At 74.4% G+C, this 24042-nt stretch carries 17 protein-coding genes and 1 pseudogene; 12 read left to right on the forward strand and 6 right to left on the reverse strand.

Annotated features, from left to right (window positions below):
* Positions 1 to 27: 27 nt before the first annotated feature.
* Together O7635_RS35600 and O7635_RS35605 are read left to right on the forward strand one after the other, a co-directional pair.
* Positions 28 to 1770: pseudogene (locus O7635_RS35600) on the forward strand (bifunctional adenosylcobinamide kinase/adenosylcobinamide-phosphate guanylyltransferase); the annotation flags it as partial.
* Positions 1771 to 2341: 571 nt separating this feature from the next.
* Positions 2342 to 3088, forward strand: a complete 747-nt coding sequence (locus O7635_RS35605) for an adenosylcobinamide-GDP ribazoletransferase (protein WP_278084880.1) — start codon at positions 2342 to 2344, stop codon at positions 3086 to 3088.
* Here the strand turns inward: O7635_RS35605 and gcvT are convergent.
* Positions 3085 to 4197: a glycine cleavage system aminomethyltransferase GcvT gene (gene gcvT / locus O7635_RS35610; RefSeq protein WP_278084881.1), complete on the reverse strand. Its 1113-nt coding sequence runs from the start codon at positions 4195 to 4197 to the stop codon at positions 3085 to 3087. The genes O7635_RS35605 and gcvT overlap by 4 nt on opposite strands.
* Positions 4198 to 4340: 143 nt before the next feature.
* Between gcvT and O7635_RS35615 the strand changes: the two genes are divergently transcribed.
* Complete coding sequence (locus tag O7635_RS35615; RefSeq protein ID WP_278084882.1) at positions 4341 to 5909, forward strand: leucyl aminopeptidase; 1569 nt, start codon at positions 4341 to 4343, stop codon at positions 5907 to 5909.
* A gap of 58 nt (positions 5910 to 5967) precedes the next feature.
* Here O7635_RS35615 and O7635_RS35620 read toward each other — a convergent pair whose 3' ends face one another.
* The gene (locus tag O7635_RS35620) at positions 5968 to 6291 is read right to left on the reverse strand and encodes a hypothetical protein (RefSeq protein WP_278084883.1); all 324 of its coding nucleotides are present in this window, start codon (positions 6289 to 6291) and stop codon (positions 5968 to 5970) included.
* Between the two features lie 104 nt (positions 6292 to 6395).
* Between O7635_RS35620 and lpdA the strand changes: the two genes are divergently transcribed.
* The 5 genes from lpdA (at position 6396) to O7635_RS35645 (ending at position 13380) form a co-directional block, all read left to right on the forward strand.
* The gene (gene lpdA, locus O7635_RS35625; RefSeq protein ID WP_278084884.1) at positions 6396 to 7823 is read left to right on the forward strand and encodes a dihydrolipoyl dehydrogenase; all 1428 of its coding nucleotides are present in this window, start codon (positions 6396 to 6398) and stop codon (positions 7821 to 7823) included.
* A gap of 43 nt (positions 7824 to 7866) precedes the next feature.
* Positions 7867 to 9768 carry a 2-oxoglutarate dehydrogenase, E2 component, dihydrolipoamide succinyltransferase gene (gene sucB, locus O7635_RS35630; protein ID WP_278084885.1) on the forward strand — a complete coding sequence of 634 codons (1902 nt, stop codon included), beginning with the start codon at positions 7867 to 7869 and terminating at the stop codon, positions 9766 to 9768.
* 70 nt (positions 9769 to 9838) lie between these two features.
* On the forward strand, positions 9839 to 11038 hold the full coding sequence (locus tag O7635_RS35635; protein WP_278084886.1) for an MFS transporter: 1200 nt from the start codon (positions 9839 to 9841) through the stop codon (positions 11036 to 11038).
* Positions 11035 to 12189, forward strand: a complete 1155-nt coding sequence (locus tag O7635_RS35640) for an MFS transporter (RefSeq protein ID WP_278084887.1) — start codon at positions 11035 to 11037, stop codon at positions 12187 to 12189. The genes O7635_RS35635 and O7635_RS35640 overlap by 4 nt, the downstream gene beginning before the upstream one ends.
* Positions 12190 to 12399: 210 nt before the next feature.
* Positions 12400 to 13380, forward strand: coding sequence for a hypothetical protein (locus O7635_RS35645; RefSeq protein ID WP_278084888.1), 981 nt, complete (start codon positions 12400 to 12402; stop codon positions 13378 to 13380).
* Positions 13381 to 13416: 36 nt separating this feature from the next.
* Here the strand turns inward: O7635_RS35645 and O7635_RS35650 are convergent, their stop codons facing one another.
* Entirely contained in the window at positions 13417 to 16164 is a 2748-nt protein-coding gene (locus O7635_RS35650; protein ID WP_278084889.1) for a LuxR family transcriptional regulator, read from the reverse strand.
* A 62-nt stretch (positions 16165 to 16226) separates the two neighbouring features.
* Between O7635_RS35650 and O7635_RS35655 the strand changes: the two genes are divergently transcribed.
* Both O7635_RS35655 and O7635_RS35660 read left to right on the forward strand, forming a co-directional pair.
* A complete protein-coding gene (locus tag O7635_RS35655; protein WP_278084890.1) occupies positions 16227 to 17123 on the forward strand; it encodes a TIGR01777 family oxidoreductase in 897 nt (298 codons plus the stop codon).
* 47 nt (positions 17124 to 17170) lie between these two features.
* Positions 17171 to 18811, forward strand: a complete 1641-nt coding sequence (locus O7635_RS35660; RefSeq protein ID WP_278084891.1) for a hypothetical protein — start codon at positions 17171 to 17173, stop codon at positions 18809 to 18811.
* 15 nt (positions 18812 to 18826) lie between these two features.
* On the opposite strand, the gene O7635_RS35665 is transcribed toward O7635_RS35660, so the two are convergent.
* From O7635_RS35665 to O7635_RS35675, 3 genes are all read right to left on the reverse strand, one after another.
* Positions 18827 to 20011 (reverse strand): PHB depolymerase family esterase, encoded by a 1185-nt coding sequence (locus tag O7635_RS35665; protein WP_278084892.1) that lies wholly within the window; start codon positions 20009 to 20011, stop codon positions 18827 to 18829.
* Positions 20012 to 20109: 98 nt separating this feature from the next.
* Positions 20110 to 20493: an SCO5389 family protein gene (locus O7635_RS35670; protein WP_278084893.1), complete on the reverse strand. Its 384-nt coding sequence runs from the start codon at positions 20491 to 20493 to the stop codon at positions 20110 to 20112.
* A gap of 10 nt (positions 20494 to 20503) precedes the next feature.
* Positions 20504 to 21460: an ATP-binding protein gene (locus O7635_RS35675; RefSeq protein WP_278084894.1), complete on the reverse strand. Its 957-nt coding sequence runs from the start codon at positions 21458 to 21460 to the stop codon at positions 20504 to 20506.
* Between the two features lie 89 nt (positions 21461 to 21549).
* On the opposite strand from O7635_RS35675, the gene O7635_RS35680 reads away from it, so the two are divergent.
* Positions 21550 to 23334 carry a DUF2079 domain-containing protein gene (locus O7635_RS35680; RefSeq protein WP_278085659.1) on the forward strand — a complete coding sequence of 595 codons (1785 nt, stop codon included), beginning with the start codon at positions 21550 to 21552 and terminating at the stop codon, positions 23332 to 23334.
* A gap of 65 nt (positions 23335 to 23399) precedes the next feature.
* Positions 23400 to 24038 carry a lipoyl(octanoyl) transferase LipB gene (gene lipB, locus O7635_RS35685; protein ID WP_278084895.1) on the forward strand — a complete coding sequence of 213 codons (639 nt, stop codon included), beginning with the start codon at positions 23400 to 23402 and terminating at the stop codon, positions 24036 to 24038.
* Positions 24039 to 24042: the final 4 nt, after the last annotated feature.

Genomic DNA, 24042 nt, shown 5'->3' on the forward strand with positions numbered 1-24042 from the left:
AAAGCTGTCCGCCGTAAGCTGCGGTGCATGTCCGTAGACGGCTGGCGCTCCGTTCTCGTCCTCGGCGGGATCCGGTCAGGTAAGTCCGAATTCGCCGAGTCTCTCGTTGGTGAGGGCGGTCCCGTCCGATATGTCGCGACCGGCTCCCCCGCCGGGCCGCGCGGCGACGCCGTCGACGACCCGGACTGGGACGCCCGGGTCGCCGCCCACCGCGAGCGCCGCCCGGCGGCCTGGCCCACCGAGGAGACCGGGGCCGACCCCCACCGCCTGCTGGAGATCATCTCCGCCGCCCAGGAGGGCGAGACGCTGCTGGTCGACGACCTCGGCGGCTGGGTCGCCGGGCTGATCGACCCCGAGCGGCAGCCGGCCGACGACGTCGCGACGATCGCCGATCTGGCCACGGCGGTACGCGAGAGCAGCGCCCGCCTGGTCCTCGTCACCTCCGAGGTCGGCCTCTCGCTGGTGCCGCTGACCCCCGTCGGGCGCGCCTACACCGACGCGCTGGGCACCACCAACCAGGCCGTCGCCGGCGCCGCCGACGCGGTGGCACTCGTGGTCGCCGGGCAGGTGACCTGGCTCAAGCAGGCGGCCGCGCCCGCCCCCGCGCCGGCCGTCGCGCCGGTCGCGGCTCCGGCCGCGCCGGCGGTTCCCTCGACCTCGCCCGAGGTGTTGACGCCCACGCCGGCCGTGGCGGCGCCCGCCGAGCCGGCCGGCGCGACCGGCCAGCCGGCCTGGTCCGCGCCGACCATGACGCTGCCCGCCCTGGCCACCGGCCTGGTCATCCAGCAGGGCATGTCGCTGCCGATGCCCGACGAGGACACCCCGCCGCAGGCCCGCGACCGGGTGGCCACCCTCGACGCCGGTGGCGCCGGCTTCGGCGGGCTGCAGCGGGTCGTCGAGTTCGCCGCCGCCACCCAGGCCCGGGTCGTCCCGCAGCCGTGGCGGTCCCCGCGCGTGGTGCTGATCCGCGGCGACCACAACGGCGGCGCCGCCGCCGGCACGCTGCCGGGCGAGTCCCGCCGCCGGGCCGACCAGGCCCGGGCCGGCGAGGGCCCGATCGCCCGGCTGGCCGCCGACGCGGGCGCCACCCTCCAGGTCGTCGACGCTCCGGCGTGCGCGGCCATGGAGGAGCGCGAGGTGCTGACGCTCGAAGAGGTCGACTCGGCGCTGCGCTACGGCTGGCGGCTGGCCGAGGAAGCCTCCGACGCCGGCGTCGACGTGCTGGTCCTGGCCGCCTGCGGCAGCGGTTCGGAGGCGGCCGCCGCGGCGGTGCTGGCCGCCACGACCGGCGCCGAGCCCGCCGCCGTGCTCGGGCGGGTCGTCGTGCCCGGCGCCGAGATCGACGACGACGCCTGGATGATCCGCTGCGCGGCGGTCCGCGACGCGATGCACCGGGTCCGGCGCAGCGCCCGCAGCGCCAAGCAGGTCCTGGTCGACCTCGGCGGCGGCGACATCGCGGTGGCCACGGGCCTGATCCTCGGCGCCACCGCGCGGCGCATCCCGGTGCTGCTGGACGGCCCCGTCGGCGTCGCGGCCGCGCTGGTCACCCGCGACCTGGCCGGCCAGGCCCGGCACTGGTGCCTGCTGCCCGACCACGGCAACGACCCGGCGGTGAAGCTCGGCTCCGACGTGCTCGGCCTGCACCCCGTGCTCGACCTGCGGCTCGGCCTCGGCGAGGGGGCCACGTCGCTGGCCGCGCTGCCGCTGCTGCGGGCCGCGCTCGCGCTCGGTGCCACGCTGCCGGTGCACCCGGCGATGGCGCCCGACGACGAGACGCTGGCCGCGCACGACTCGCTCGACGAGCCGGACGACCCGGCCGGCCTCCCGCCGTCGGCCTGGCCGGCCGCCGATGACGAACCGACGCCGTCCTGGTCGGCCGCCGCAGGCGACGCGACGCCAGCCTGGTCGGCCGCCGAGGGCGACGCGCCGCCAGCCTGGTCGGCCGCCGAGGGCGACGCGACGCCGGCCCGGTCCGCGGGCGACGCGCGGCCGGCCTGGTCCGCGGACGACGCGCCGGCGGCCTGGTCCGGCGCGAACGACGCGGCCCCGACCTCGCCAACCGGCGACGACGCGGCCTCGACGTCGCCCGCGGGCGACCTGACGCCGACGTGGTCGGCTCCGGCGGAGGCGACGGACCCGACGTCCTCGTGGTCGAACCGGGCGGACGCGAGCGAACCCGTCCCCGGCCCGCGCGACGCCGCCGACGACCACGCCGGCGACCGCGCCGCCGGCAACGGCAACGGCGCCGCCCCGGCCGACGCCGAGCCCGAGCGGCCGCCGTCGGCCCTGGAGAGCTGGTTCAGCGCCAAGCCGGAGAGCACCGAGGACCAGCCCAGCCGCGGTGCCTGACGGCCTGCGCCTGGCGCTGACCACCTTCACCGTCCTGCCGGTCCGCGCCGGCCGGGTCGACCGGCCCGCGGCCGCCGCGGCGATGGCGCTGGCCCCGCTGGTCGGCGCCGGCCTGGGCGCCGCGATCGGCGGCACGGTCGCGCTGCTGCACGCCGCCGGCGCACCGGGCCTGGTCGCGGGCGCGGCCGGCGTCGGCCTGGCCGCCCTGCTGACCCGCGGCCTGCACCTGGACGGTCTGGCGGACACGGTCGACGGGCTCGGCTCCTACAGATCCGGCCCGGCCGCGCTGGAGATCATGAAGCGGCCGGACATCGGCCCGTTCGGCGTCGTGGCGCTGACCGTCACCCTGCTCCTGCAGGCGGCCGCGCTGGGCGCGCTCACGGGCCTCGCCGCCGTCCTGGGCGGCGCCGCGGCGTTCGCGACCGGCCGGCTCGCGGTCACCTGGGCCTGCCGGCGTGGCGTCCCCGCGGCCCGGCCGGAAGGGCTCGGCGCGCTCGTCGCCGGCACGGTCGCGGCCCCGACGCTCCTCAGCGGCACGGTCGCGACCGCCACGCTCGCGGTCTTCGCGGTGCCAGGACGGCCCTTGCAGGGTCTGCTGGCGCTGGCCGCCGGGCTGGCGGCCGGCATCCTGCTCGTGCGGCACGCGGTGCGCCGCTTCGGCGGGATCACCGGTGACGTGCTCGGCGCCGCCGTCGAGATCGCCACCAGCGTGGCGCTGCTGGTGCTGGTGTTGCGTTAGCCGCGCACCGAGGGGGTCACGAACGGCGGCTTGACCACCTTCATCTCGGCCCGGCGGCCGCGGATGTCGACCTCGACGACGTCGCCGTCCTTGAGGCCGGCGGCGGTGTCCAGCAGGGCCAGCGCGATGCCGACCTTCTTCGTCGGCGAGAACGTGCCGCTGGTGATCTCGCCGATCGCCTGGTCGCCCGCGTACACCGTCATGTGCGGGCGCGGAATGGCCCGGCCGACCGCCTCCAGGCCACGCAGCGTACGCCGCGGCCCGGCCGCCTTCTCGGCCAGCAGCGGCTCGCGGCCCCAGAACTCCGGCTTGGTCCAGCCGACGGCCCAGCCGACCCGGCCCTGCACCGGCGTGATGTCGGGGCTCAGGTCCTGGCCGTGCAGCGCGTACCCCATCTCGGTGCGCAGCGTGTCGCGGGCGCCGAGGCCGCACGGGAGGATGCCGAACGGGTCGCCGGCGGCGAGCACCGCGTCCCACACCGTGCCCGCCCCGTCGGCCGGCACGACGAGCTCGTAGCCGTGCTCGCCCGTGTAGCCGGTGCGGCAGACGACCAGGTCGACGCCCTCGAGGGTGGCCGGCTCGAAGCTCATGTAGGCGTGCTCGGTCGGCAGGCCCAGCGCCGACAGCACAGCCGCCGACCGCGGACCCTGGACCGCGAAGATCGCGTGGTCCCGGTGCTCGTCGGTCACCGTGACCCCGGCCGGCGCCGCCGCGTCGAGGCGGCGGACGACCTCGGCGGTGTTGGCCGCGTTCGGAATGAGGAAGACGTGGTCGTCGGCGTAGCGGTAGGCGATGATGTCGTCGACCACGCCGCCGGTCGCCGGGTCGCAGCACAGCGTGTACTGCGCCTGGCCGGCGCCGATCCGGTCGAGGTCGTTGGCGAGGCAGGCGTTGACGAAGGCGGCCGCGCCCGCGCCGCGGACCCGGGCCTTGCCGAGGTGCGAGACGTCGAAGACGCCGACGCCGGTGCGCACCGCGGTGTGCTCGCGGATCACGCCGCCGCCCGGGTACTCCAGCGGCATCTCCCAGCCGCCGAACGGCGCGAACTTCGCGCCGAGCGCGACGTGCCGGTCGTGGACAGGTGAATGGAGCGGTACGGCGTCGGTCATGGGTGGCAACTTACCGGGACAGGCGCCGATGGTTAGCATCGGCGGGACAACACGGCTCGTGGCCGCTAGGTTCGGCCGGAGACCGTCCCTGACCGAGCGGCCGTCATGAGCGGCCGACCCGCAGCCCAGTCCGGAGCCGCCGCGTGACCGCGCCCTTGACCACCGACCTTCGCCTCGTCGACACCGACCCCGCCGAGCTGACCACCGACGCCATCGTGATCGGGGTGCACAGCGTCGCGGAGGCCGGCACCGACGGCCCGCCCGGCCTGGCCGGCACGCTGCTTCTGGCCAGCGGCGCGGAGAGCATCGCCGCCGCGTTCGACGGCAGGCTGACCGAGACGCTGGCGCGGCTGGGCGCGTCCGGCGCGACGGGCGAGGTGACCAAGGTGGCGTCGCTGGGCACGGTCGCGGCGCCGGTGGTGGCCGTCGTCGGTCTCGGCCCGGAGCCGTCCGGTGCCGCCCCCGCGCCCGAGACGCTGCGCCGGGGCGCCGCGGCCGCGATCCGTTCCCTGGCCGGCAACGCGTCGGTGGCCGTCGCGATGCCCCTGCCCGACGACGAGGACGGCCCGGCGGCGCTGCGTGCGGTCGCCGAGGGCGCGCTGCTCGGCGCCTACAGGTTCGCCGGCTACAAGACGAAGCCCGCGGTCCGGCAGCCCGTCGGCGACATCGCCGTGCACGTGCCGGACGCCGCCGACAAGACCGCCCAGGACGAGATCACCCGGGCGCTCGTGGTCGCCGGTGTCGTCGGCCGGTGCCGCGACTGGGTCAACACCGCGCCCAACGACCTGCGCCCGCCGCAGTTCGCCGACGCGGTCGCCGAGGCGGCCCGCGCGGCCGGTCTCGAGGTCGAGGTGCTCGACGAGGAGCAGCTCGAGGCCGGCGGCTACGGCGGTGTGCTGGCCGTGGGCCTCGGCTCGTCGGCGCCGCCGCGGCTGGTGAAGCTCACCTACAAGCCGGTCGGCGACGGCGCCCGCAAGAAGGTCGCGCTGGTCGGCAAGGGCATCACGTTCGACACCGGCGGCGTCTCCATCAAGCCGGCGCAGGGCATGTGGGAGATGAAGAGCGACATGGCCGGCGCGGCCGCGGTCGCCGCGACGCTGCTCGCCGTCGCCGAGCTCAAGCCCGACGTCGAGGTGAGCGGCTACCTCCCGATGGCGGAGAACATGCCGTCGGCGACCGCCTACCGGCCCGGCGACGTCGTCACGATGTTCAACGGCAAGAAGGTCGAGGTGCTCAACACCGACGCCGAGGGCCGCATGATCCTCGGTGACGCGATCGCCCGGGCCTGCGCCGACGGCTGCGACTACCTGTTCGAGACGTCGACGCTGACCGGCGGCCAGGTGATCGCGCTCGGCAAGCGGGTCGCCGGCGTGATGGGCAGCCCCGACATGTGCGACCGGGTCCGCGACGCCGGCGACGCGGTCGGCGAGGCGGCCTGGCCGATGCCGCTGCCCGACGACGTGCGCACCGGCATGGACTCCGACGTCGCCGACATCTCGCAGGTCAACGCCGGCATGGACCGGGCCGGGCACATGCTGCAGGGCGGCGTGTTCCTCCGGGAGTTCGTGGCCGAGGGCGTGCCGTGGGCGCACATCGACATCGCCGGGCCGAGCTACCACTCCGGTGAGCCGACCGGGCACTGGTCGAAGGGCGGCACCGGGGTTCCGGTCCGCACCCTGCTCGAGCTCGTCGACCGGATCGCCGCCGAATAGAGAAAGGAACGGTCCGTTGTCATCGCTTTTCGCATGACAACGGACCGTTCCTTCCGTTTCAGCTCGACGCGCGCTTGCGCCTCTCGTTGTAGTCACGCATGCGCTGCGGGTAGCCGACGAGTCGGACGTCGTAGATCGGGATCGCCAGTTTGTGCGCGAACCGACGGGCGCCCTCCGGGCCGTCGATCCGGCGCCGGGTCCATTCGCCGTCGTGTGCGATCAGCATCACTGTGGTCTCGGTGACGGTCGTTTTCGGCTCGATGAACGCCTCGACCCCGCGCCGCGAGCGGACAAACTCCGCAAGATGGTCGAGATCGGCCTGCACGGCCGGCCTTTCCGCCTGCCGACCGGGCGTTCCTTTCCGGCGCCGGAACCAGGACACCGACCCTCCCCTACGAAACGGACATCGAAGTTAGCGGCAAGCGTACGTCCCCGGGCCACATCGGCGGGTACCTCGTTACGCGGGCAGGCTCCACAAGTGACAAGATGGCCGAGGTAGCCCGCGCGACCTGGGAGATGACTGTGAGCCAGCCGAACGACGCAACCTTCGACGTCGTGATCCTCGGAGGTGGCAGCGGCGGCTACGCGGCCGCGCTGCGCGCCGCACAACTCGACCTGTCCGTCGCCCTCATCGAAAAGGACAAGCTGGGCGGCACCTGCCTGCACCGGGGCTGCATCCCGACCAAGGCGCTGCTGCACGCCGGCGAGATCGCCGACCAGACCCGCGAGTCCGAGGCGTTCGGCGTCAAGGCCGAGCTGCTCGGCGTCGACATGGCGGGCGTCAACACCTACAAGGACGGCGTCGTCGGCCGCCTTTACAAGGGCCTCCAGGGCCTGGTCAAGGGCGCCAAGCTGATCACGTACGTGGAGGGGCACGGCAAGCTCGTCGCCCCCAACCAGGTCGAGGTCGACGGCACCCGCTACACGGGCCGCAACATCATCCTCGCCACCGGCTCCTACTCGCGGAACCTGCCGGGCCTCGAGCTCGACGGCGAGCGGGTCATCTCCAGCGAGCACGCCCTCAACCTCGACCGCGTGCCGACGTCGGCGATCGTGCTCGGTGGCGGCGTGATCGGCGTCGAGTTCGCGAGCGCCTGGAAGTCGTTCGGCGCCGACGTGACCGTGCTGGAGGCGCTGCCCCGCCTGGTCGCCGCCGAGGACGAGGACCTGTCCAAGGCGCTGGAGCGGGCCTACCGCAAGCGCGGCATCAACTTCAAGGTCGGCAAGCCGTTCGAGAAGGTGGAGCGCACCGACAACGGCGTACGCGCGACCATCGCCGGCGGCGAGACCGTCGAGGCCGAGATCATGCTGGTCGCCGTCGGCCGCGGCCCGACCACCGCCAACCTCGGCTACGAGGAGCAGGGCGTCAAGCTCGACCGCGGCTTCGTCACCACCGACGAGCGGCTGCGCACCGGCGTGCCCAACGTCTACGCCGTCGGCGACATCGTCCCCGGCCTGCAGCTGGCCCACCGCGGCTTCCAGCAGGGCATCTTCGTCGCCGAGGAGATCGCCGGTCTCAACCCGCCGGTCATCGACGAGGCCGGCATCCCGCGGGTCACCTACTCCGACCCGGAGCTCGCGTCGGTCGGCCTCACCGAGGCCAAGGCCAAGGAGCGCTACGGGGCCGACAAGGTCACCGCCTACAACTACAACCTCGGCGGCAACGGCCGCAGCTCGATCCTCAAGACCCAGGGCTTCATCAAGGTCGTCCGGGTCGACGACGGACCGGTCGTCGGGATTCACATGGTCGGCGCACGGGTCGGCGAGTTGATCGCCGAGGCGCAGCTGATCTACAACTGGGAGGCCTACCCGGCCGAGGTCGCCCAGCTCATCCATCCGCACCCGACGCAGTCGGAGGCGCTCGGCGAGGCGCACCTGGCGCTGGCCGGCAAGCCGCTGCACGCGCACGCCTGATCGGCGGAGTTCCGGTCACATCGACAAAGGAGTCCTGAGAGAGATGCCGGTATCGGTCACCATGCCTCGCCTCGGCGAGAGCGTCACCGAGGGCACGGTCACCCGCTGGTTGAAGCAGGAGGGTGACACCGTCGAGGTCGATGAGCCGTTGCTGGAGGTCTCCACCGACAAGGTCGACACCGAGATCCCGTCGCCGGCCGCCGGCGTGCTGAGCCGGATCGTCGTCGGCGAGGACGAGACCGCCGAGGTCGGCAGCGAGCTCGCGGTGATCGACGGCGAGGGCTCCGGTGGCGGCGCGCCCGCCGAGGAGTCGGCGCCCGCCGCGGCCTCCTCCGCCGATTCCGCCGATTCCGCCGATTCCGCTGACGAGGGTGTCGAGCCGGAGGCGGCGCCGGCCGAGGAGTCCGAGCCCGAGCCGGCGCCGGCCGCGGCGTCCGCGTCCGACTCCGGCTCTGGTTCGGCCGGCTCCGGTGGCGGCGAGGCGACGACGGTGGCGATGCCGGCGCTCGGCGAGAGCGTCACCGAGGGCACCGTGACCCGCTGGCTCAAGGAGGTCGGCGACTCCGTCGACGTCGACGAGCCGCTGCTCGAGGTCTCCACCGACAAGGTCGACACCGAGATCCCGTCGCCGGTGGCCGGCACGCTGCTCGAGATCAAGGTGCCGCAGGACGAGACGGCCGAGGTCGGCGCCGCGCTCGCGGTGATCGGCGCCGAGGGCGCCGCCCCGAGCGGCACCGCCCAGCCCGAGGCGAAGCCCAAGGAAGAGCCGAAGGACGAGGAGCGCACCGCCGGCGCCGCGTACGGGACGCCCACCGCCGAGGCCGAGACCGCGGCCGAGCCGGCGAAGGCCGAGCGGGCCGCGGAGCCGGCCCAGGCCCAGCCGGCCCAGCCGGCCAAGGCGCCGGCACCGCGCCAGGCCCCGGCCCGCGAGCCGGCCCCGGCGGCCACCGCCGCCGCGCCGGCCCGTTCCGCGCAGTCGGCCCCGGCCGGTGGGGAAGAGGGCAACGGCTACGTCACCCCGCTGGTCCGCAAGCTCGCCAACGACCAGGGCGTCGACCTGTCGACGGTGAGCGGCACCGGCGTCGGTGGCCGCATCCGCAAGCAGGACGTGCTCGACGCCGCCGCCAAGGCGAAGGCCGACGCGGAGGCCAAGGCCGCCGCGCCCGCGGCCGCCGCCAAGCCGGCGCCGGCAGCCAAGGCCCCGGCCACGCCGAGCCCGCTGCGGGGCCGGGTGGAGAAGCTGTCCCGGATCCGCCGCACGATCGCCAACCGGATGGTCGAGTCGCTGCAGGTCTCGGCGCAGCTCACCACCGTGGTCGAGGTCGACGTGACCCGCATCGCGCAGCTGCGCCAGCGGGCCAAGAACGACTTCGTCGCGCAGCACGGCGTCAAGCTGTCGTTCCTGCCGTTCTTCGCCCTCGCCTCGGTGGAGGCCCTGCGCACCCACCCGATGGTCAACTCGAAGATCGACATGGACGCCGGCGAGGTCACCTACTTCGACGCCGAGCACCTCGGCATCGCCGTCGACACCGAGAAGGGCCTGGTCGTCCCGGTCATCAAGGACGCCGGCGACCTCAACCTGGCCGGCCTGGCCAAGCGGATCGCCGACGTGGCCGACCGCACCCGCACCAACAAGATCAGCCCGGACGAGCTGTCGGGCGGCACGTTCACCATCACCAACACCGGCAGCCGGGGCGCGCTGATCGACACGCCGATCATCAACCAGCCCCAGGTCGCCATCCTGGGCACGGGCGCCGTGGTCAAGCGCGCGGTGGTGGTCAACGACGCCGACCTCGGCGAGGTCATCGTGCCGCGGTCGATGGTCTACCTGTCGCTGTCCTACGACCACCGGATCGTCGACGGCGCCGACGCGGCCCGCTTCCTGACCGCGATCAAGGAGCGGCTGGAGGCCGGCAACTTCGAGGGCGAGCTCGGTCTCGCCTGACGCACCGCTTCGGAAGGCCCGGCTTCGGCCGGGCCTTTCGCTTGCCCGGGTTTCCGGCGAGCATGGCGGGGTGCACGCCTCCCCCGCGCCGGTCATGGACCGGCGGCTCACGTTCCTGTTCGCCGTCGCCGCGGGTGGGGCGGTCGCCAACCTCTACTGGGCGCAGCCGCTGCTCGACCTGATCGCCGACGACCTGGGCGCGTCCACCACGACCGCCGGCTGGTTGGTGACCGCCGCGCAGGTCGGCTACGCGCTCGGCGTGCTGCTGATCGTGCCGCTGGGCGACGTGCTCGACCGGCGCCGGCTCATACCCACCATGCTGGGCTGTTCCGCCGTCGCGCTCGTGCTCTGCGCGGTGTCGCCCACGATCGGCATGCTGCTGGCGGCGATCGCGCTGCTCGGCGTGACCACCGTTTCCGGGCAGCTGCTCACGCCGCTCGCCGGCGACCTGGCCGACGACGCCCAGCGCGGTCACGTCGTCGGCACCGTCGCCTCCGGCATCCTCACGGGCATCCTGGCCTCGCGTACGGTCAGCGGCCTGATCGCCGGCGTCGCCGGTTGGCGGGCCGTCGTGGTGGTCGCCGCCGCCGGCGCGGTGCTGCTCGCCGTGCTGTTGCACCGAGCCCTGCCGCCGCTGGAGCCGAAGACGCGGATGCCCTACCGCGCGCTGATCGCCTCGGTGCCCGCGGTCGCGCTGCGCGAGCGGACGGTGCGCTGGACCCTCGTACTCGGCATGACCGGCTTCGCGGCCTTCGCTCTTTTCTGGACCTCGCTGACGTTCCTGCTGAGCGGGCCGCCGTTCGACTACAGCGTTTCCACGATCGGCCTCTTCGGACTCGCCGGCCTCGCCGGTGCCATCGCCGCGCAGCGCGTCGGCCGGCTGCACGACCGCGGCTGGTCGATCCCCGCCACCGGCGTCGCCTGGCTGGTGGTGCTGCTGTCGTTCGCCCTGGCCGCGCTGGCCGGCCGCTCGGTCGTGCTGCTGATCGTCGCGGTGGTGACGCTCGACGCCGGCGCGCAGTCGCTCGCGATCCTCAACCAGACGCGCGTCTTCGCCGTCTCGCACGCCGCCCGCAGCCGCCTCAACACGGCGTTCGTGGTCAGCAACTTCATCGGCGGCGGCCTCGGCTCCGCGGCCGCCACCCTCCTGTGGTCGGCCGGCGGCTGGCCGGCGATCACGGTCGCCGGCATGCTGCTGAGCTGCTTCGCCCTCGCCGTGTGGGCGGCCGGCCGCCGCGGCGCCCTGGTCGTCGCTCCCGCGCGGCCATGACGGCCCTGTTCGCCGTGGCGGCCGGCGTCGCGGTGGGCAACCTCTACTGGGCGCAGCCGCTCCTCGGCCTGATCGCCGTGGACCTGCACGTCGCGCCGGCGACGGCCGGGTGGCTGGTCACCACGACCCAGCTCGGCTACGCGGCGGCGGTGCTGCTGATCGTGCCCCTCGGTGACGTACGGGACCGCCGGCGCCTGCTGCCGTTGTTGTCGCTGTGCTGCGCGGCGGCGTTGCTCCTGTGCGCGGTCGCGCCCACCATCGGCGTGCTGCTGGTCGGCACGACGCTGCTCGGCCTGACCACCGTCGCCGGCCCGATCCTGATCGCGCTGGCCGGCGACCTGGCCGACGAGGGCAGCCGCGGCCGGGCCGTCGGGACGGTGGCGGCCGGGCTGCTGGTCGGCATCCTCACGGCCCGCACCGTCAGCGGCCTGCTGGCCGCCGCGGCCGGCTGGCGGGCCGTCTTCGCGACCGCCGCCGCCTGCACGGTGACGGTGGCGGTGGTGCTGCGGCGCGCGCTGCCGCCGCTGCCACCCAAGGCGGTCCTGCCCTATCCGCGCCTGATCGCCTCGGTGCCGGCGGTGGCCCTGCGGGACCGGACCGTGCGCTGGACGCTCGCCACGACCGCGCTCGGCTTCGCCGTGTTCAGCATGTTCTGGACGGCGCTGACATTCCTGCTCAGCGCCCCGCCGTTCGCGTATCCGGTCTGGGCCATCGGCCTGTTCGGCCTCGTGGGCCTGGCCGGCGCCGCCGCCGCCCGCACGGCCGGCCGCCTGCACGACCAGGGCCGCTCGACGGCTGCGACGGGCGTCGCGTGGCTCGTCCTCCTGCTGTCCTATGTGGTCGCCGCGTTCGCGGCGCGGTCGGTGCCGCTGCTGGTGGTCGCGATCCTCACGCTGGACGTCGCCTTCCAGACGATCGCGATCCTCAACCAGACGCGGATCCTGCGCACCTCCCACGCGGCCCGCACCCGCCTCAACACGTCGTACGCGACAGCCAGCTTCACGGGCGCCGCCGCCGGCTCGGCCCTCGCCACCGCCCTCTGGCCCACCGGCGGCTGGACGGCCGTCACCACCGCGGGCCTGCTCCTCTCGACGGCGGCCCTGCCGCTGTGGGCGAGGGCCACCCGGACGATCGGGCGCCCGGCCTACTGACCGCCCGCCCGACGCTCCCGCCGCCGAGAGCTGACACGCGCGCCGCGCCGGTTCGGGCTGTGACGTAGGTGACGGCGGTGCCACTCGTTCGTGGAATGACCGGGCGGACGGCCCGACCGACAGGGGTGACCGACCGTTCACACATGACAAGTAGCTCGTTGACCCGGAGGGACGGCGCTGCCGTTCCGACCGGACGAGCAAGGAGTTCCCATGATGAAACGTGCGTTGGGTGGCGCCCTGGCCGCCCTCGCGATGGCGGGCGGCTTCGTGGCCGTGTCGGCCACGTCGGCGTCCGCGACGGCCGCGACGGCCAAAGCGGCCGCCGCGCCCCGATGTTCGACGACCACGCTGACCAACACCCGCGGCTGGACGACCACCGGCGGTGGCACCGTCCGGGTCGTGCAGAACGGGGTCCAGCTGGCGACGCCGCGGCAGGAGTCGGCGGTGCAGTACCGCTGGAACCTGCCCCAGCGCGTACGCCTCGCGGACGTGGCGCAGCTCAGCTACCAGACGACCAAGCTGGACGGCACCACCGTCGGCGGCGTCGCGATCGCGCCGGGGAACGACGCCGCGCTGCCGGCGTACCGGCTGTTCCTGGATCTGACCAACAACGGCTCCGTCGACGGCGCGATCGTCTTCGAGCCGTACTACCAGATCACCGGCAACCCAACCCGCGGCGAGACCCGGACCTGGGACGTCGACGCCGGCAAGTTCTGGACCAGCGCCACGATCCCCGGCATGGTGACCCAGCCCGGCGGCTCGTATGCGGACAACAAGACCCTGGCGCAGATCAGGAACGCGAACCCGCAGGCCCGCATCGTCGCCATCGCGATCGGGCAGGGCACCTACAACGACGGCACGGTGGCCCGCGTCAACCAGGTGCGGTTCGACGGCGGCCGGGTGTGCCAGGTGTTCAACTGGCGGGCGGCCGCGCAGCCGTCGTGGCGGGTCCGCTTCGACCCGGCGCGGTGCGGTGACCGGACCAGCGACATCACCGTGGCGAACACGGGCCGCGTGAACATCACCGTCCGGTTCAACAACGGTCGCAACCAGACGGTGCGCCCCGGCAGCTCCGTTGTGGAGCGGTTCCGGTCAGGGCGCGTGACGGTGTTCGTCAACGGCCGCAACGTCGGCGAGTATCGCCACCAGCAGCTGCCCTGCCGCCCGACGCACGTCGACAGCCGGCACTAGCCGCACGGAGGTGAGGGGTCCGCACGACCGGGCCCCTCACCGCCCGACCACGTCACGCACCTGCGTGCGCGACGACACCCCGAGCTTGTGCAGGATGTTGCTCACGTGGACGGCGGCCGTCTTGGGCGAGATGTAGAGGCGCCGCGCCAGCTCGGCGTTGCTCAGGCCGTCGGCGATCAGCAGCGCCACCTCGCGCTCCCGCGGCGTCAGCGCCCCGGCGCCCGTCACCGGCCGCTGCCCGTCGCGCGGCGTCAGGCCCAGCTGCGACCGGACCCGGTCGAGTGCCGCCACCCGCCAGCCGCCCCAGCGGGACAGCAGCTCGGTGGCCCGCCCGGCCTCGACGGCGGCGTCGTCGGGCCGGCCGAGGGCGAGCAGGCAGCGCGCCGCGCCGACCGCGGCCGTCCCCCGCACCGACGGCGGGAGGATCTGCGACCCGCACACCGCCTGGTAGCCGCCCACCGCGTCGCCGGGTCGCCCGGCCACCTCGGCCAGTTGGGCGTCGATCAGCGAGCGGTAGTCGTCCCAGACGTTGTCGTCGATCAGCGCGCGCACGAACCCCGTCAGCCGGTCCACCGGCAGGCCGCCCTCGATCGCCGCCGCCAGCAGGTCGTGGGCCTGTGAACCGCTGCGCCAGCTCTGGTCGGCCACCGCGACCAGCACCTCGTCGAGCAGGGCCTCGACGTCGCCGTAGCCGGGCCGCCGGCAGGCCAGGTGGAACGCCAGGCCCGGCACGGTCAAGGGCTCGACCGTGGGACCGGCGCGCAGCTGGTCGATGACGGCCGCCACCCCGTCGTGGTGGCCCGCCTCGAGGTAGAGCCCCGCCAGGAACACCCCGTGGTAGTCGGCCCAGCGCCCGCGGCGCAGGTAGCTGCGGTCGCGCTCGCGGCCCAGCTCCAGGGCGGCGATGGCGGCCGACAGGTCACCCTCGCGGACGGCGATGCGGGCCTGGCCCTGGAAGTAGGCCGCGACCGCCAGCGACTCGAAGCCCGCCCGCTCGGCGTCGACCCGCATGCGCTCGAGCAGCTCGGCGTGCTCGGCCGGCGAGTTGGGCGGCACGCCCTGGACCAGCTCGTTGAGCGCCCGCGCGGCCAGCACCCACTCCCCCGCCTTCTCGGCCTCGTCGACGAGGCCCGCCAGGATCGCCTGGCCCTCGGCCGCCGTCGACGGCCACTCGGTCATCGCCAGGCCCTTCTCGACCAGCGCGGCGAGCCGGATGCGGGGCAGCTCGAGCTCGTCGGCGATGGCCAGCGCGCGGTCGGCCCAGGCGATGGCCTCGGCGGTCTCGTCGCGCAGCATCGACGACTGGGCGACCGCGGTCATCGCGAGCGCCTGGTCGGCGCCCGGCGGCAGCTCGGCGATCAGCAGCTCGACCTCGTGGGTCAGCTCGTCCATCTCGGCCAGCTCGTCGGCCTCCCAGGCGAGCCGGATCATCAGGTAGAGCGCGTCGTTGCGGTCGGTGGCGGAGCGGGCCCGGTCGCGCCAGCGGCGGGCGTAGCCGATCGCGTCGGGCAGCAGCCCGGCCAGCCAGGCCGCCCGGGCCGCGCCGGCCAGCAGGGACGGGTCCTCGGCGTCTTCGGCCAGGCCCATCTCGGCCAGCTCCAGCGCCTGGTAGGCGGAGCCGATCGAGAGGTAGAGCGCGACCCCGCGCCGGGCCGCGGCCAGCATGTCGTCGTAGCGCCCCGCCGCCTGGGCGTGGTGGGCGACCATCGCGGGGTCGTGCGGCAGCCGGCCCTCGGTGTCGGCGAGCAGCGCCTCCAGGGCGGCCTCGTGCAGCCGGCGGCGCTGGCGGCCGATCAGGTGGCCGGCGATCGCCTCGCGGAGCAGGGCGTGCCGGAAGCTGAACTCGTCTTCGCCGGTCTCGACGAGCACGTCGCGGGCGACCAGCGCCCCCAGGGCCCGGATCAGCTCGTCCTCGCCGGCGCCGGTGACGGCGGCCAGCAGGTCGAAGTGGACCCGGTGGCCGAGCACGGAGGCGGCCTCGACCACCCGGCGCTGCTCGGGCTCGAGGTCGTCGACCTGCCGGCGGAGCACCTCGGCGAGGCTCCACGGCAACGGCTGCTCGTAGACCGCCTCGAGGTCGTCGCGCTCGTGCCCGCGCAGCAGCTCCTCGAGGAAGAACGGGTTGCCGCCGGTGCGCTGGTGCAGCGCGGCCACCGCGCGCGGCGGGGCGGGCCGGCCGGTGACCGCGGCGAGCAGCGTCGCGGTGTCGGCCTCGTCGAACGGGTGCAGGTCGAGCCGGGTCACCGAGTGGCGCCGGCCGAGCCGGGCGAGCAGCGCCGTCACCGGGTCGCGCCCGGTCACCTCGGCCGGCCGGAAGGAGCCGATCAGCACCTGCGGGCCCGGCAGGTCGGCGATGCGCTCGAACAGCGCGGCGCTCTCGGAGTCGGCCCAGTGCAGGTCTTCGAAGACGATGACCGCCGGCCGGCCCGCGATCAGCTCGTCGACCAGCCGGACGCCGCTGTGCAGCCGCTCGACCGGGCTGCGGCCGGAGTCGCCCAGCTCGGCCAGCAGCGCGGGGTCGACCCCGGCCCGGCCGTCGAGCGCGTCCATCAGCACCTCGTAGGGCCGGGACAGCGAGCCGGGCTCGGCCTGACCGACCAGCACGACGGTGTCGGCGTCGAGCGTGGACAGCAGCTCGCGCACCAGCCGGGTCTTGCCCACGCCGGGCTCGCCGGCGATCATCGCCACGCCGGCCCGGCGGGCCGCGACCAGCTTCTTGAGCTGGCGCAGCTCGCGATCGCGCCCGATCATCACCGGGCTGGCGCCTCCCCGCGTCGTCCGCACGCGGACAGGCTACCCGGGCCCGCCGACAACTCCGTCCCCGAGAAATCCAGGACAATGAGGCCATGCGGATCCTCATGGCCGGTGCGTCCGGCTTTCTCGGCAACCGCCTCATCGACGGCCCGCTGCGCGGCCACGACATCATCCGGCTCGTCCGCCGGGCTCCCCGCTCCGCCGACGAGATCCGCTGGACGCCCGCCTCCGGCCAACTCGACCCGGCCGCCCTCGACGGCGTCGACGCCGTGATCAACCTGTCCGGCGCCAACATCGGCGACCAGCGCTGGACGCCGGCCTACCGGCGCCTGCTGCGGGACAGCCGGGTCGAGCCGACCCGCACCCTGGCCGAGGCGATCGCCAAGCGCACGCAGCGCCCGGCCACCTTCATCAGCTCCAGCGGCATCAACATCTACGGCGACACCGGCGACCGGGTCGTCGACGAGACCGCGGCCCCGGGCGAGGGCTTCTTCCCCGACCTGTGCCGGGTCTGGGAGGCGTCGACCCGACCCGCGGAAGAGGCCGGCGTACGCGTCGTCCTGCTCCGCAGCGGCGTACCCCTGGAGAAGAACGAAGGTTTTCTCAAGCCGCAGATGCTGCCCTTCCGGCTCGGCATCGGCGGCCCGATCGCCGGCGGCCGGCAGTGGGTGCCGTGGATCTCGCTCGACGACTGGCTTCGCGCCGTCGGCTGGCTGCTCACCGAGCGCACCGAGATCGCCGGCCCGGTCAACGTCTGCGCTCCCGTGCCGGTCACCAACGCGGAGTTCACGAAGGCGTTCGGCGCCGCGCTGCGCCGGCCCGCGGTGCTGCCCGTGCCGGAGTTCGGCGTGCGACTGGTGGTGGGCGGTGTGGCGGAGCTGGCGGTGATGAGCACCCGCGCGGTGCCCGGTGTGCTGGGTCGCGCCGGTTTCCCGTTCCGCCACCAGAACGTGCGATCCGCGCTCACGGAGGCCCTCGCGGATCGGTGACTGCCGATTCGGCAGACTGCGCATCCGCGCCCGAATAGCCTGACCGCATGTCGGCGGCATCGGGCGACAACAACGCGCTTTCGCTGTTGGCGTGCGTGTTGTTCGTCTTCGGGGTGGTGGTGGTCACGCTGGTGGTGGCCCGCCGCCGCGCGGCCGACCGGTCCACGCCCCGGCACCGCCTCGACCGCCGCACGAGCCTCCTGCGCCGCAGGAGGCAGGCGGCGCCTCGGGTCGAGCCCGAACCACCGCTCGAGCCGGAAACGCCGCCCGCCTCGGTGTGGGCGCCGCCGGACCAGGGCGGCTGGGCGCCCGCCGAGGACACCAGCGCCACGACCCGGACGGCGGGCCCGGCCGGCCCGGCCGAACGGGCCGGTCCGGAGCTCGACGCGGACACCCTCGACCTCGGCGGCGACCTGCCCACCGCCCGCCTGCTCGCCCAGGCGGACGCGGCGCTGGTCGCCGCCGACAACGCCCTGTGCACCAGCGAGCAGGAGCTGTCGTTCGCGCAGGCCCAGCACGGCCGGGACGCCACCGTCACCTTCGTCGAGGCGGTCACCGCGGCCCGGGCCGACATCAGCGAGGCGTTCCGGATCCGCCAGCACCTCGACGACCACGAGCCGGAGGACGAGTTCAGCCGGCGCCGGCTGCTGCGGACCATCGTCGAGCACTGCGCCGCCGCCAACCAGCGGCTGGACTCGCGGGCGGAGCCGTTCGAGCTGCTGCGGGCCAGCGAGGAGGCCCGGTTGGGGGCGCGGCTGACGGTGCGCCGCGACGACGCCCGGGCGCGGCTGGCGGTCGCGGGGACGACCTGGAAGGAGCTGACGGCGGCGTACGCGGACAGCGCGCTGCGCCCCGTCGCGGACAACCTCGCCCAGGCGGCGGCCCGGATCGAGTTCGCCACCGCCGAGATCGACCAGGACGGCCGCCGGACCGGCCTGCGCACCGCCCAGCAGGCGCTCGGCCAGGCCGAGGTGCTGCTGGACGCCGTCGACGCGTACGCCGCCGACCTGGCCACCGCCGAGGACGCCGCGGCCGAGCTGCTGGCCGACCTGCACGCGGAGGTCGCGGCCGGCAAGGCGGTGCTGGCGATGGCCGGCCGCCCGCCGGGCAACGAGCGCGGCGACAAGGTGGGCCTGGCCGCCGACGTGTCCCGCGCCGACGAGGCGGCCACCGCGCTGGCCACGGAGCTCGCCGAGGCCCGCCCGGACCCGGTGGCGGGCCTGCGCCGCCTGGAGCTGGTCTCCGGGCCGCTCGGCGAGTCGCTGGGCGCGGTCCGCGACCCGTCGTCCCGCGTCTCGCACGCCCGCGAGCAGCTCGACCAGGCCATGTTCGCGGCCCGCGCGACGATCGACGCGGCGGCCGGCTTCCTGGTGACGCGGCGTGGCGCGGTCGGCGCCCGGGCCCGCACCCGGCTCTGCGCGGCCCGCGGCGAGCTGGGCCAGGCGGCCGCGGCGACCGAGGCGGAGCCGGTGGAGGCGCTGGTCGCGGCCCGGGCGGCGGAGTCGCTGGCGAGCCAGGCGCTGGCCGCGGCCCGGGCCGACGTGGAGCGATGGTCACCGCCGCCGGTCGAGGGCTACGAGACGGCCCTGCTCGGCGGCATCGTGCACGCGGCCCCGGACGGCGGCGGCCGCCCCTACGGGAGCCGGTTCGGCGGCCCCGGCACCAGGGACCGGGACCGCGCGGCGTAACCGGACGTTAGGAACTCAGCAGCCGACGACCCAGTAGTTCGCGCCCGTCTGGCGCAGCGCCGTCGTCTGGAACACGTTGTAGAGCCCCATCGCCTGGTTGGAGCCGCGCGCGTAGACGTACCCCAGCTGCTGGTAGGCCCGGCCCGCGGAGACGTGCGCGTAGTTCGTCGCGGTCACGCACGGCCCGCCGGTGGGCGGCGGCGTGGTCGGGTTGCCGGTCGTCGGCGGCGTCGTCGGCCCGCCGGTGTTGAGCCCGAAGAACGTCGCGTCGTGGTAGGCCGAGCAGATGGTGTCGAGGAAGTACGCCGCCGCGGTCCCGCACTGGTCGGCCGCGCTACCGGGGTCGACCGGCGTGCCGTGCCCCATCCCGGAGACCCGGTAGACCCGCACCTGGTCGTTGCCGTAACGCTCCAGCGTGGTCCCGCCGCCGAGCGTCGCCGTGCTGGTCGGGCTGGCCGAGATGCCCAGCACGTTGGTCCACTGGTCGCGCGACTCGTTGGCGTTGGCGGTCGCGACCGTGAAGTCCGAGGTGCCGTGCCAGACGGCCACCTTGGGCCGCGCGCCCGAATAGCCGAAGGCGCCGCGCACCAGGTCGCCCCACTGCGCCGGTGTCTTGTCGACCCCGGGGTTCATGCAGCTGAACGCGTTGACCATGCTGGTGGCGCAGCGGTACGGGATGCCCGCGACGATCGAGCCGGCGGCGAACACGTCCGGGTAGGTGGCCAGCATGACCGCGCTCATCGCCCCGCCGGCCGACAGCCCGCTGACGTAGACCCGGTTGGCGGCGGTGCCGTAGGTGCTCACCGCGTAGCCGACCATGGTGCGGATCGACGCCGCCTCGCCCGAGCCGCGGCTGATGTCGCCGGTCTCGAACCAGTTGAAGCACGACGACGCGTTGTTGCCGCTGTTCTGCTGCGGGATGATCAGCGTGAACCGCCACCGGTCGGCGAAGGTGCGCCAGCCGCTGTTGGTGAAGTAGGCGTTGGCGTCCTGCCCGCAACCGTGCAGCAGCACCACGGCGGGCGCGCCCGAGGGCAGGTTGTCGGGGCGGTACGCGTACATCGCCAGGTTCCCGGGGTTGGACCCGAAGCCGCTGACGGCGGTGAGCTGGGCCGCCTGCGCGGGCGCGGCCAGCGCGAGCACCGCCGCGACGACCAGCGCCGCGCCGGCGGCACAGAGGGACAGGATTCGTTTGGTCACGGCGACCTCCTCGCGCGTTTCCGCGAGGTTACGATTCGCGACCATCGATCTGACATGGTCGACGATCACACATATCGCCGACCGCGAATGTGGCGTACCTAACAGTCGACCAGCTCCGGCGACTGGTTGCGGATCTGCGCCCGGGGCGAGACGAACTCGCGGTAGCCCGCGCCGTCCACAGTGGCCGGCGCGAACGCGGCCACCCGGTGGCAGTTCTGGAACGCCAGCTTGACGCCGAAGTGGCGCTCCAGCGCGCCGCGGATCGCGTCGCTGGCCAACGCGCGGAGCAGCTGCCCACGCTCGGTCTCGCTCGGCGGCGGCACGGCGTGCTCGGCGACCCCGGCACCGGCCCGGCCGGCGACGTCGGAGACGACCGACCAGGCGTACGGCAGAGAGTCGCGCACGCACTCCACGAAGGCGGCGTCGTCGACGTCGCCGGTCTCGGCGCGGGACAGCAGGTCGGCGGGAACGGTCAGGGACATGTCTCTCTCCTCAGTGGACGAGCTGGTCACCCAGGACGAAGTCCGGGTCGATCTGGTGGGTCAGGTCAGCGCCGGCGCGCTCGTTGGCCCAGGCGAGGGCGTTGCGCCGGTGGAAGTCGGCGGCCTGCCGGGCGTACCGCGGCCAGTCCTTCTCCGCCGCGTCGGCGGCCTCCCGCACCTGGCGCAGGGCCGCGTGGTTGGCCGGTTCGAGGGCGTCCAGCGGGCGGACCTCGCCGCGCTCGGAGGCCCGCACCCAGTCGGAGCGGCCGAACCAGGTGAGCAGGTCGGCGCCGGCGTGCGCGCGCAGGAACTCGACGTCGGACTCGTCGGCGACCTTGTTGCCGACCACGTGCACGCGCACGCCGTGGTCGCGGGCGTAGCCCAGGTACTGCCGGTAGACACCGACGCTGCGCAGGGTCGGCTCGCAGACCAGGAACGTGGCGTCGAAGCGGGTGAACAGCCCGGACGCGAACGAGTCGGCGCCGGCGGTCATGTCGACCACCACGTACTCCCCGGGCCCGTCGACCAAGTGGTTGAGCAGCAGCTCGACCGCCCCGACCTTGCTGTGGTAGCAGGCGACGCCCAGGTCCTGCTCCGCGAACGCCCCGGTCACGGCCAGGCGTACGCCGGCCACCTCGCGCACCGTCGCGTCGTACACCGGGTTGGGGCCGGCGACGGTAAGCAGGCGCGAGCCGCGCCCTGGCGGCGTGGTCTTGACCATCGCGGCCGCCGACGCGATCCGCGGGTTGTCGCCGCGCAGGTACTCCTTGATCTCCGCCAGGTGGTCGCCGAGCGCGGGGCGCGCGTCGTCCTCGCCGGCCCCGAGCGCGGCGGCGAGGTGCTGGTTGATGTCGGCGTCGACGGCGAGCAGCGGCGGTCGGTCCGGCGCGGCGGCCAGGTGGCGGGCGAGCAGGGCGGCCAGCGTCGTCTTGCCGCTGCCGCCCTTCCCGACGAAGGCGATTTTCATGCTGACATTGGAAGTCATTTTCAATAAGACCGCAAACAACGGGCGCTTCCTGGGCGTGTCGTCCCGATTGGTAGCCTCCGCCCGTGTCGATCGCGTCCCCCGCTCCCCCGGCCGTCGCGCCGGAGAGATCCGCCCGCACCTCGCGCCGGCGGGCCGACCTGCTGGTCACCGGCATCGCCCTGGTGCTCGCGGTCTGGGTCACCAGCGGGCTGTGGATCGATCCCAACGGCCGGGCGATCAAGGTGAACTCCAGCGACCAGGCCCTGTTCGAGTGGCTGCTGTCCTACGGCGCGCGGGCCGTCACGCACGGCGAGAACCCGTTCTTCACCCACCTGATCGGCTTCCCCGACGGCGCCAACCTGGCGGTCAACACCTCGATCACGGTGTACGCCGTGCTGTTCGCGCCGCTGACCTTCCTGCTCGGCGCCCCGGTCACGTTCGCGGTGATCCTGACGCTCAACCTGGTCGCGACGGCGTACGCCTGGTTCTGGCTGCTCTCCCGCCACCTGGTCACGTCGCGCCTCGCCGCGGCGACCGGGGCGCTGTTCATCGCGTTCGCGCCGAGCATGGTCTCCCACGCCAACGCCCACCTCAACTGGACCGCGGGCTGGCTGGTGCCGATCGTGGTCTGGCGGGTGATCCGGCTCCGCGACGGCCGCTGGCTGCGCGACGGGGCCCTGCTGGGCGTGCTGGTCGCGGTCGCGTTCTCGATCGCCGCCGAGGGGCTGTTCTTCATCGCGCTGGCCTGCCTGGTGTTCCTCGGCGTGTGGTCGCTGTCGCGGGCCACCCGGGCCGAGGCGCGGGCCGCGCTGCCGGGCGTGCTGCGCGGCCTGGGTGTCACCGCCGTCGTCGCGTTCGCGCTGCTCGCGTACCCCATCTGGATGCATTTCCTGGGTCCGCAGCGGTTCCACGGCACCGGCTTCGACGCGCGGATCCACAGCGAGGACGTGGCCGGGTACTTCGCGTTCCCGCAGCGCTCGCTGGCCGGTCTCCTGGGTCTCGACACGCGCCTGGCGCCCAACGAGACCGAGGAGAACTCGTTCTTCGGGCTGCCGCTGGTGCTGCTCGTGATCGCCGCGTTCTGGTATCTCTGGCGGGTCGCCCCACCCGGCCGGCGCGCGACCCTGCGGGCGCTCGGCGTCACCGCGCTGGTCTTCACGGTGCTGTCCTGGGGGCCGGCGGTCAAGATCTTCAGGAACTACACCGACATCCCCCTGCCGTACGCCCTGCTCAATCCCCTGCCCGTGTTCAACGCGGCGCTGCCGCAGCGGTTGGCGCTGGTGGTCACGCCGATCGTCGGGCTGCTGCTGGCGCTGTTCGTCGACGCCCGGCCGCGGGGTCGGGTCTGGCCGGCGGCGTTCGCGGTCGCCCTGGTGCCGCTGCTCCCGGTCAACCTGCTGACGGTGGCCCGGGAGCCGATCCCGGTGTTCATCACGTCGGGCGCGTGGACGTCGGTGGTGCCGCCCGGCGGAGTCATGGCCACGGTGCCGTTCACCCTCGACACGGTCCCGGACGGGCAACGCTGGCAGGCGTACGCGTGGACGCACGGGCAGGGCGAGTTCTCCCTGGTGTCGGGCTTCTACCTGGGGCCGGGCGGGCCCGACGGGCGGGGGCGGATCGGGCCGGTGCCGCGGTACACCGACGGGACGCTCTACGAGGTCGCGCGGACCGGGGTGGTCCCGCCGATCGGACCGGCCGAGCAGGCGGCGGCACGGGCGGACCTGGCCCACTGGCGGGTCGACGCGGTGGTCCTGGCCGACCGGATCCACGGCGCGAAGTGGCCGGTCCAACACGACGCCCTCCTGACGGCCACGCGGCAACTGCTGGGCCCGGGCGAGCGGATCGACGACGTCTGGGTGTGGCGGGTCAACTGAGCCTCGGGGCATGACGCGGGTCATGTCCGGGGGCCGGCCCGCCGCCTGAGGGCTACGCTTCAGGCGTGACCAGCGTGCTTCCCAAGCTCGAGTCCCGCCGGCTCGGCACGATCGACTACCTGGCGGCCTGGGACGAGCAGCGTCGCCTCCACGACGAGGTGGCCGACGGTGTCACGCCCGACACCGTGCTGCTCCTCGAGCATCCCTTCGTCTACACCGCCGGCAAGCGGACCGAGCCGTGGGACCGGCCGACCGACGGCAGCCCCGTCATCGACGTCGACCGGGGCGGCAAGATCACCTGGCACGGGCCCGGTCAGCTGGTCGGCTATCCGATCCTGCGGCTGCCGGCCCCGATCGACGTGGTCGCCTACGTGCGGCGGACCGAGCAGCTGCTCATCGACACCTGCGCCGAGCTGGGTCTGGCCACCACGCGGATCGAGGGCCGCAGCGGTGTGTGGGTGGCGGAGGACGAGCGTGGGCCGGCCCGCAAGGTCGCCGCGATCGGCATCCGGGTCGCCCGGGGCGTCACCCAGCACGGGTTCGCGATCAACGCCGACTGCGACCTGTCCGCCTACGACCACATCGTGGCCTGCGGCATCCGGGACGCCACGACGACGTCGCTGACCGCCGAGCTGGGCCGGCAGGTCACCGTCGACGAGGTGTTGCCGATCGTCGAGCGGCGCCTGCCGACCCTGCTGGGCTGAGGGC

This window comes from Asanoa sp. WMMD1127 (genome assembly GCF_029626225.1).
Classification (GTDB): Bacteria; Actinomycetota; Actinomycetes; order Mycobacteriales; family Micromonosporaceae; genus Asanoa.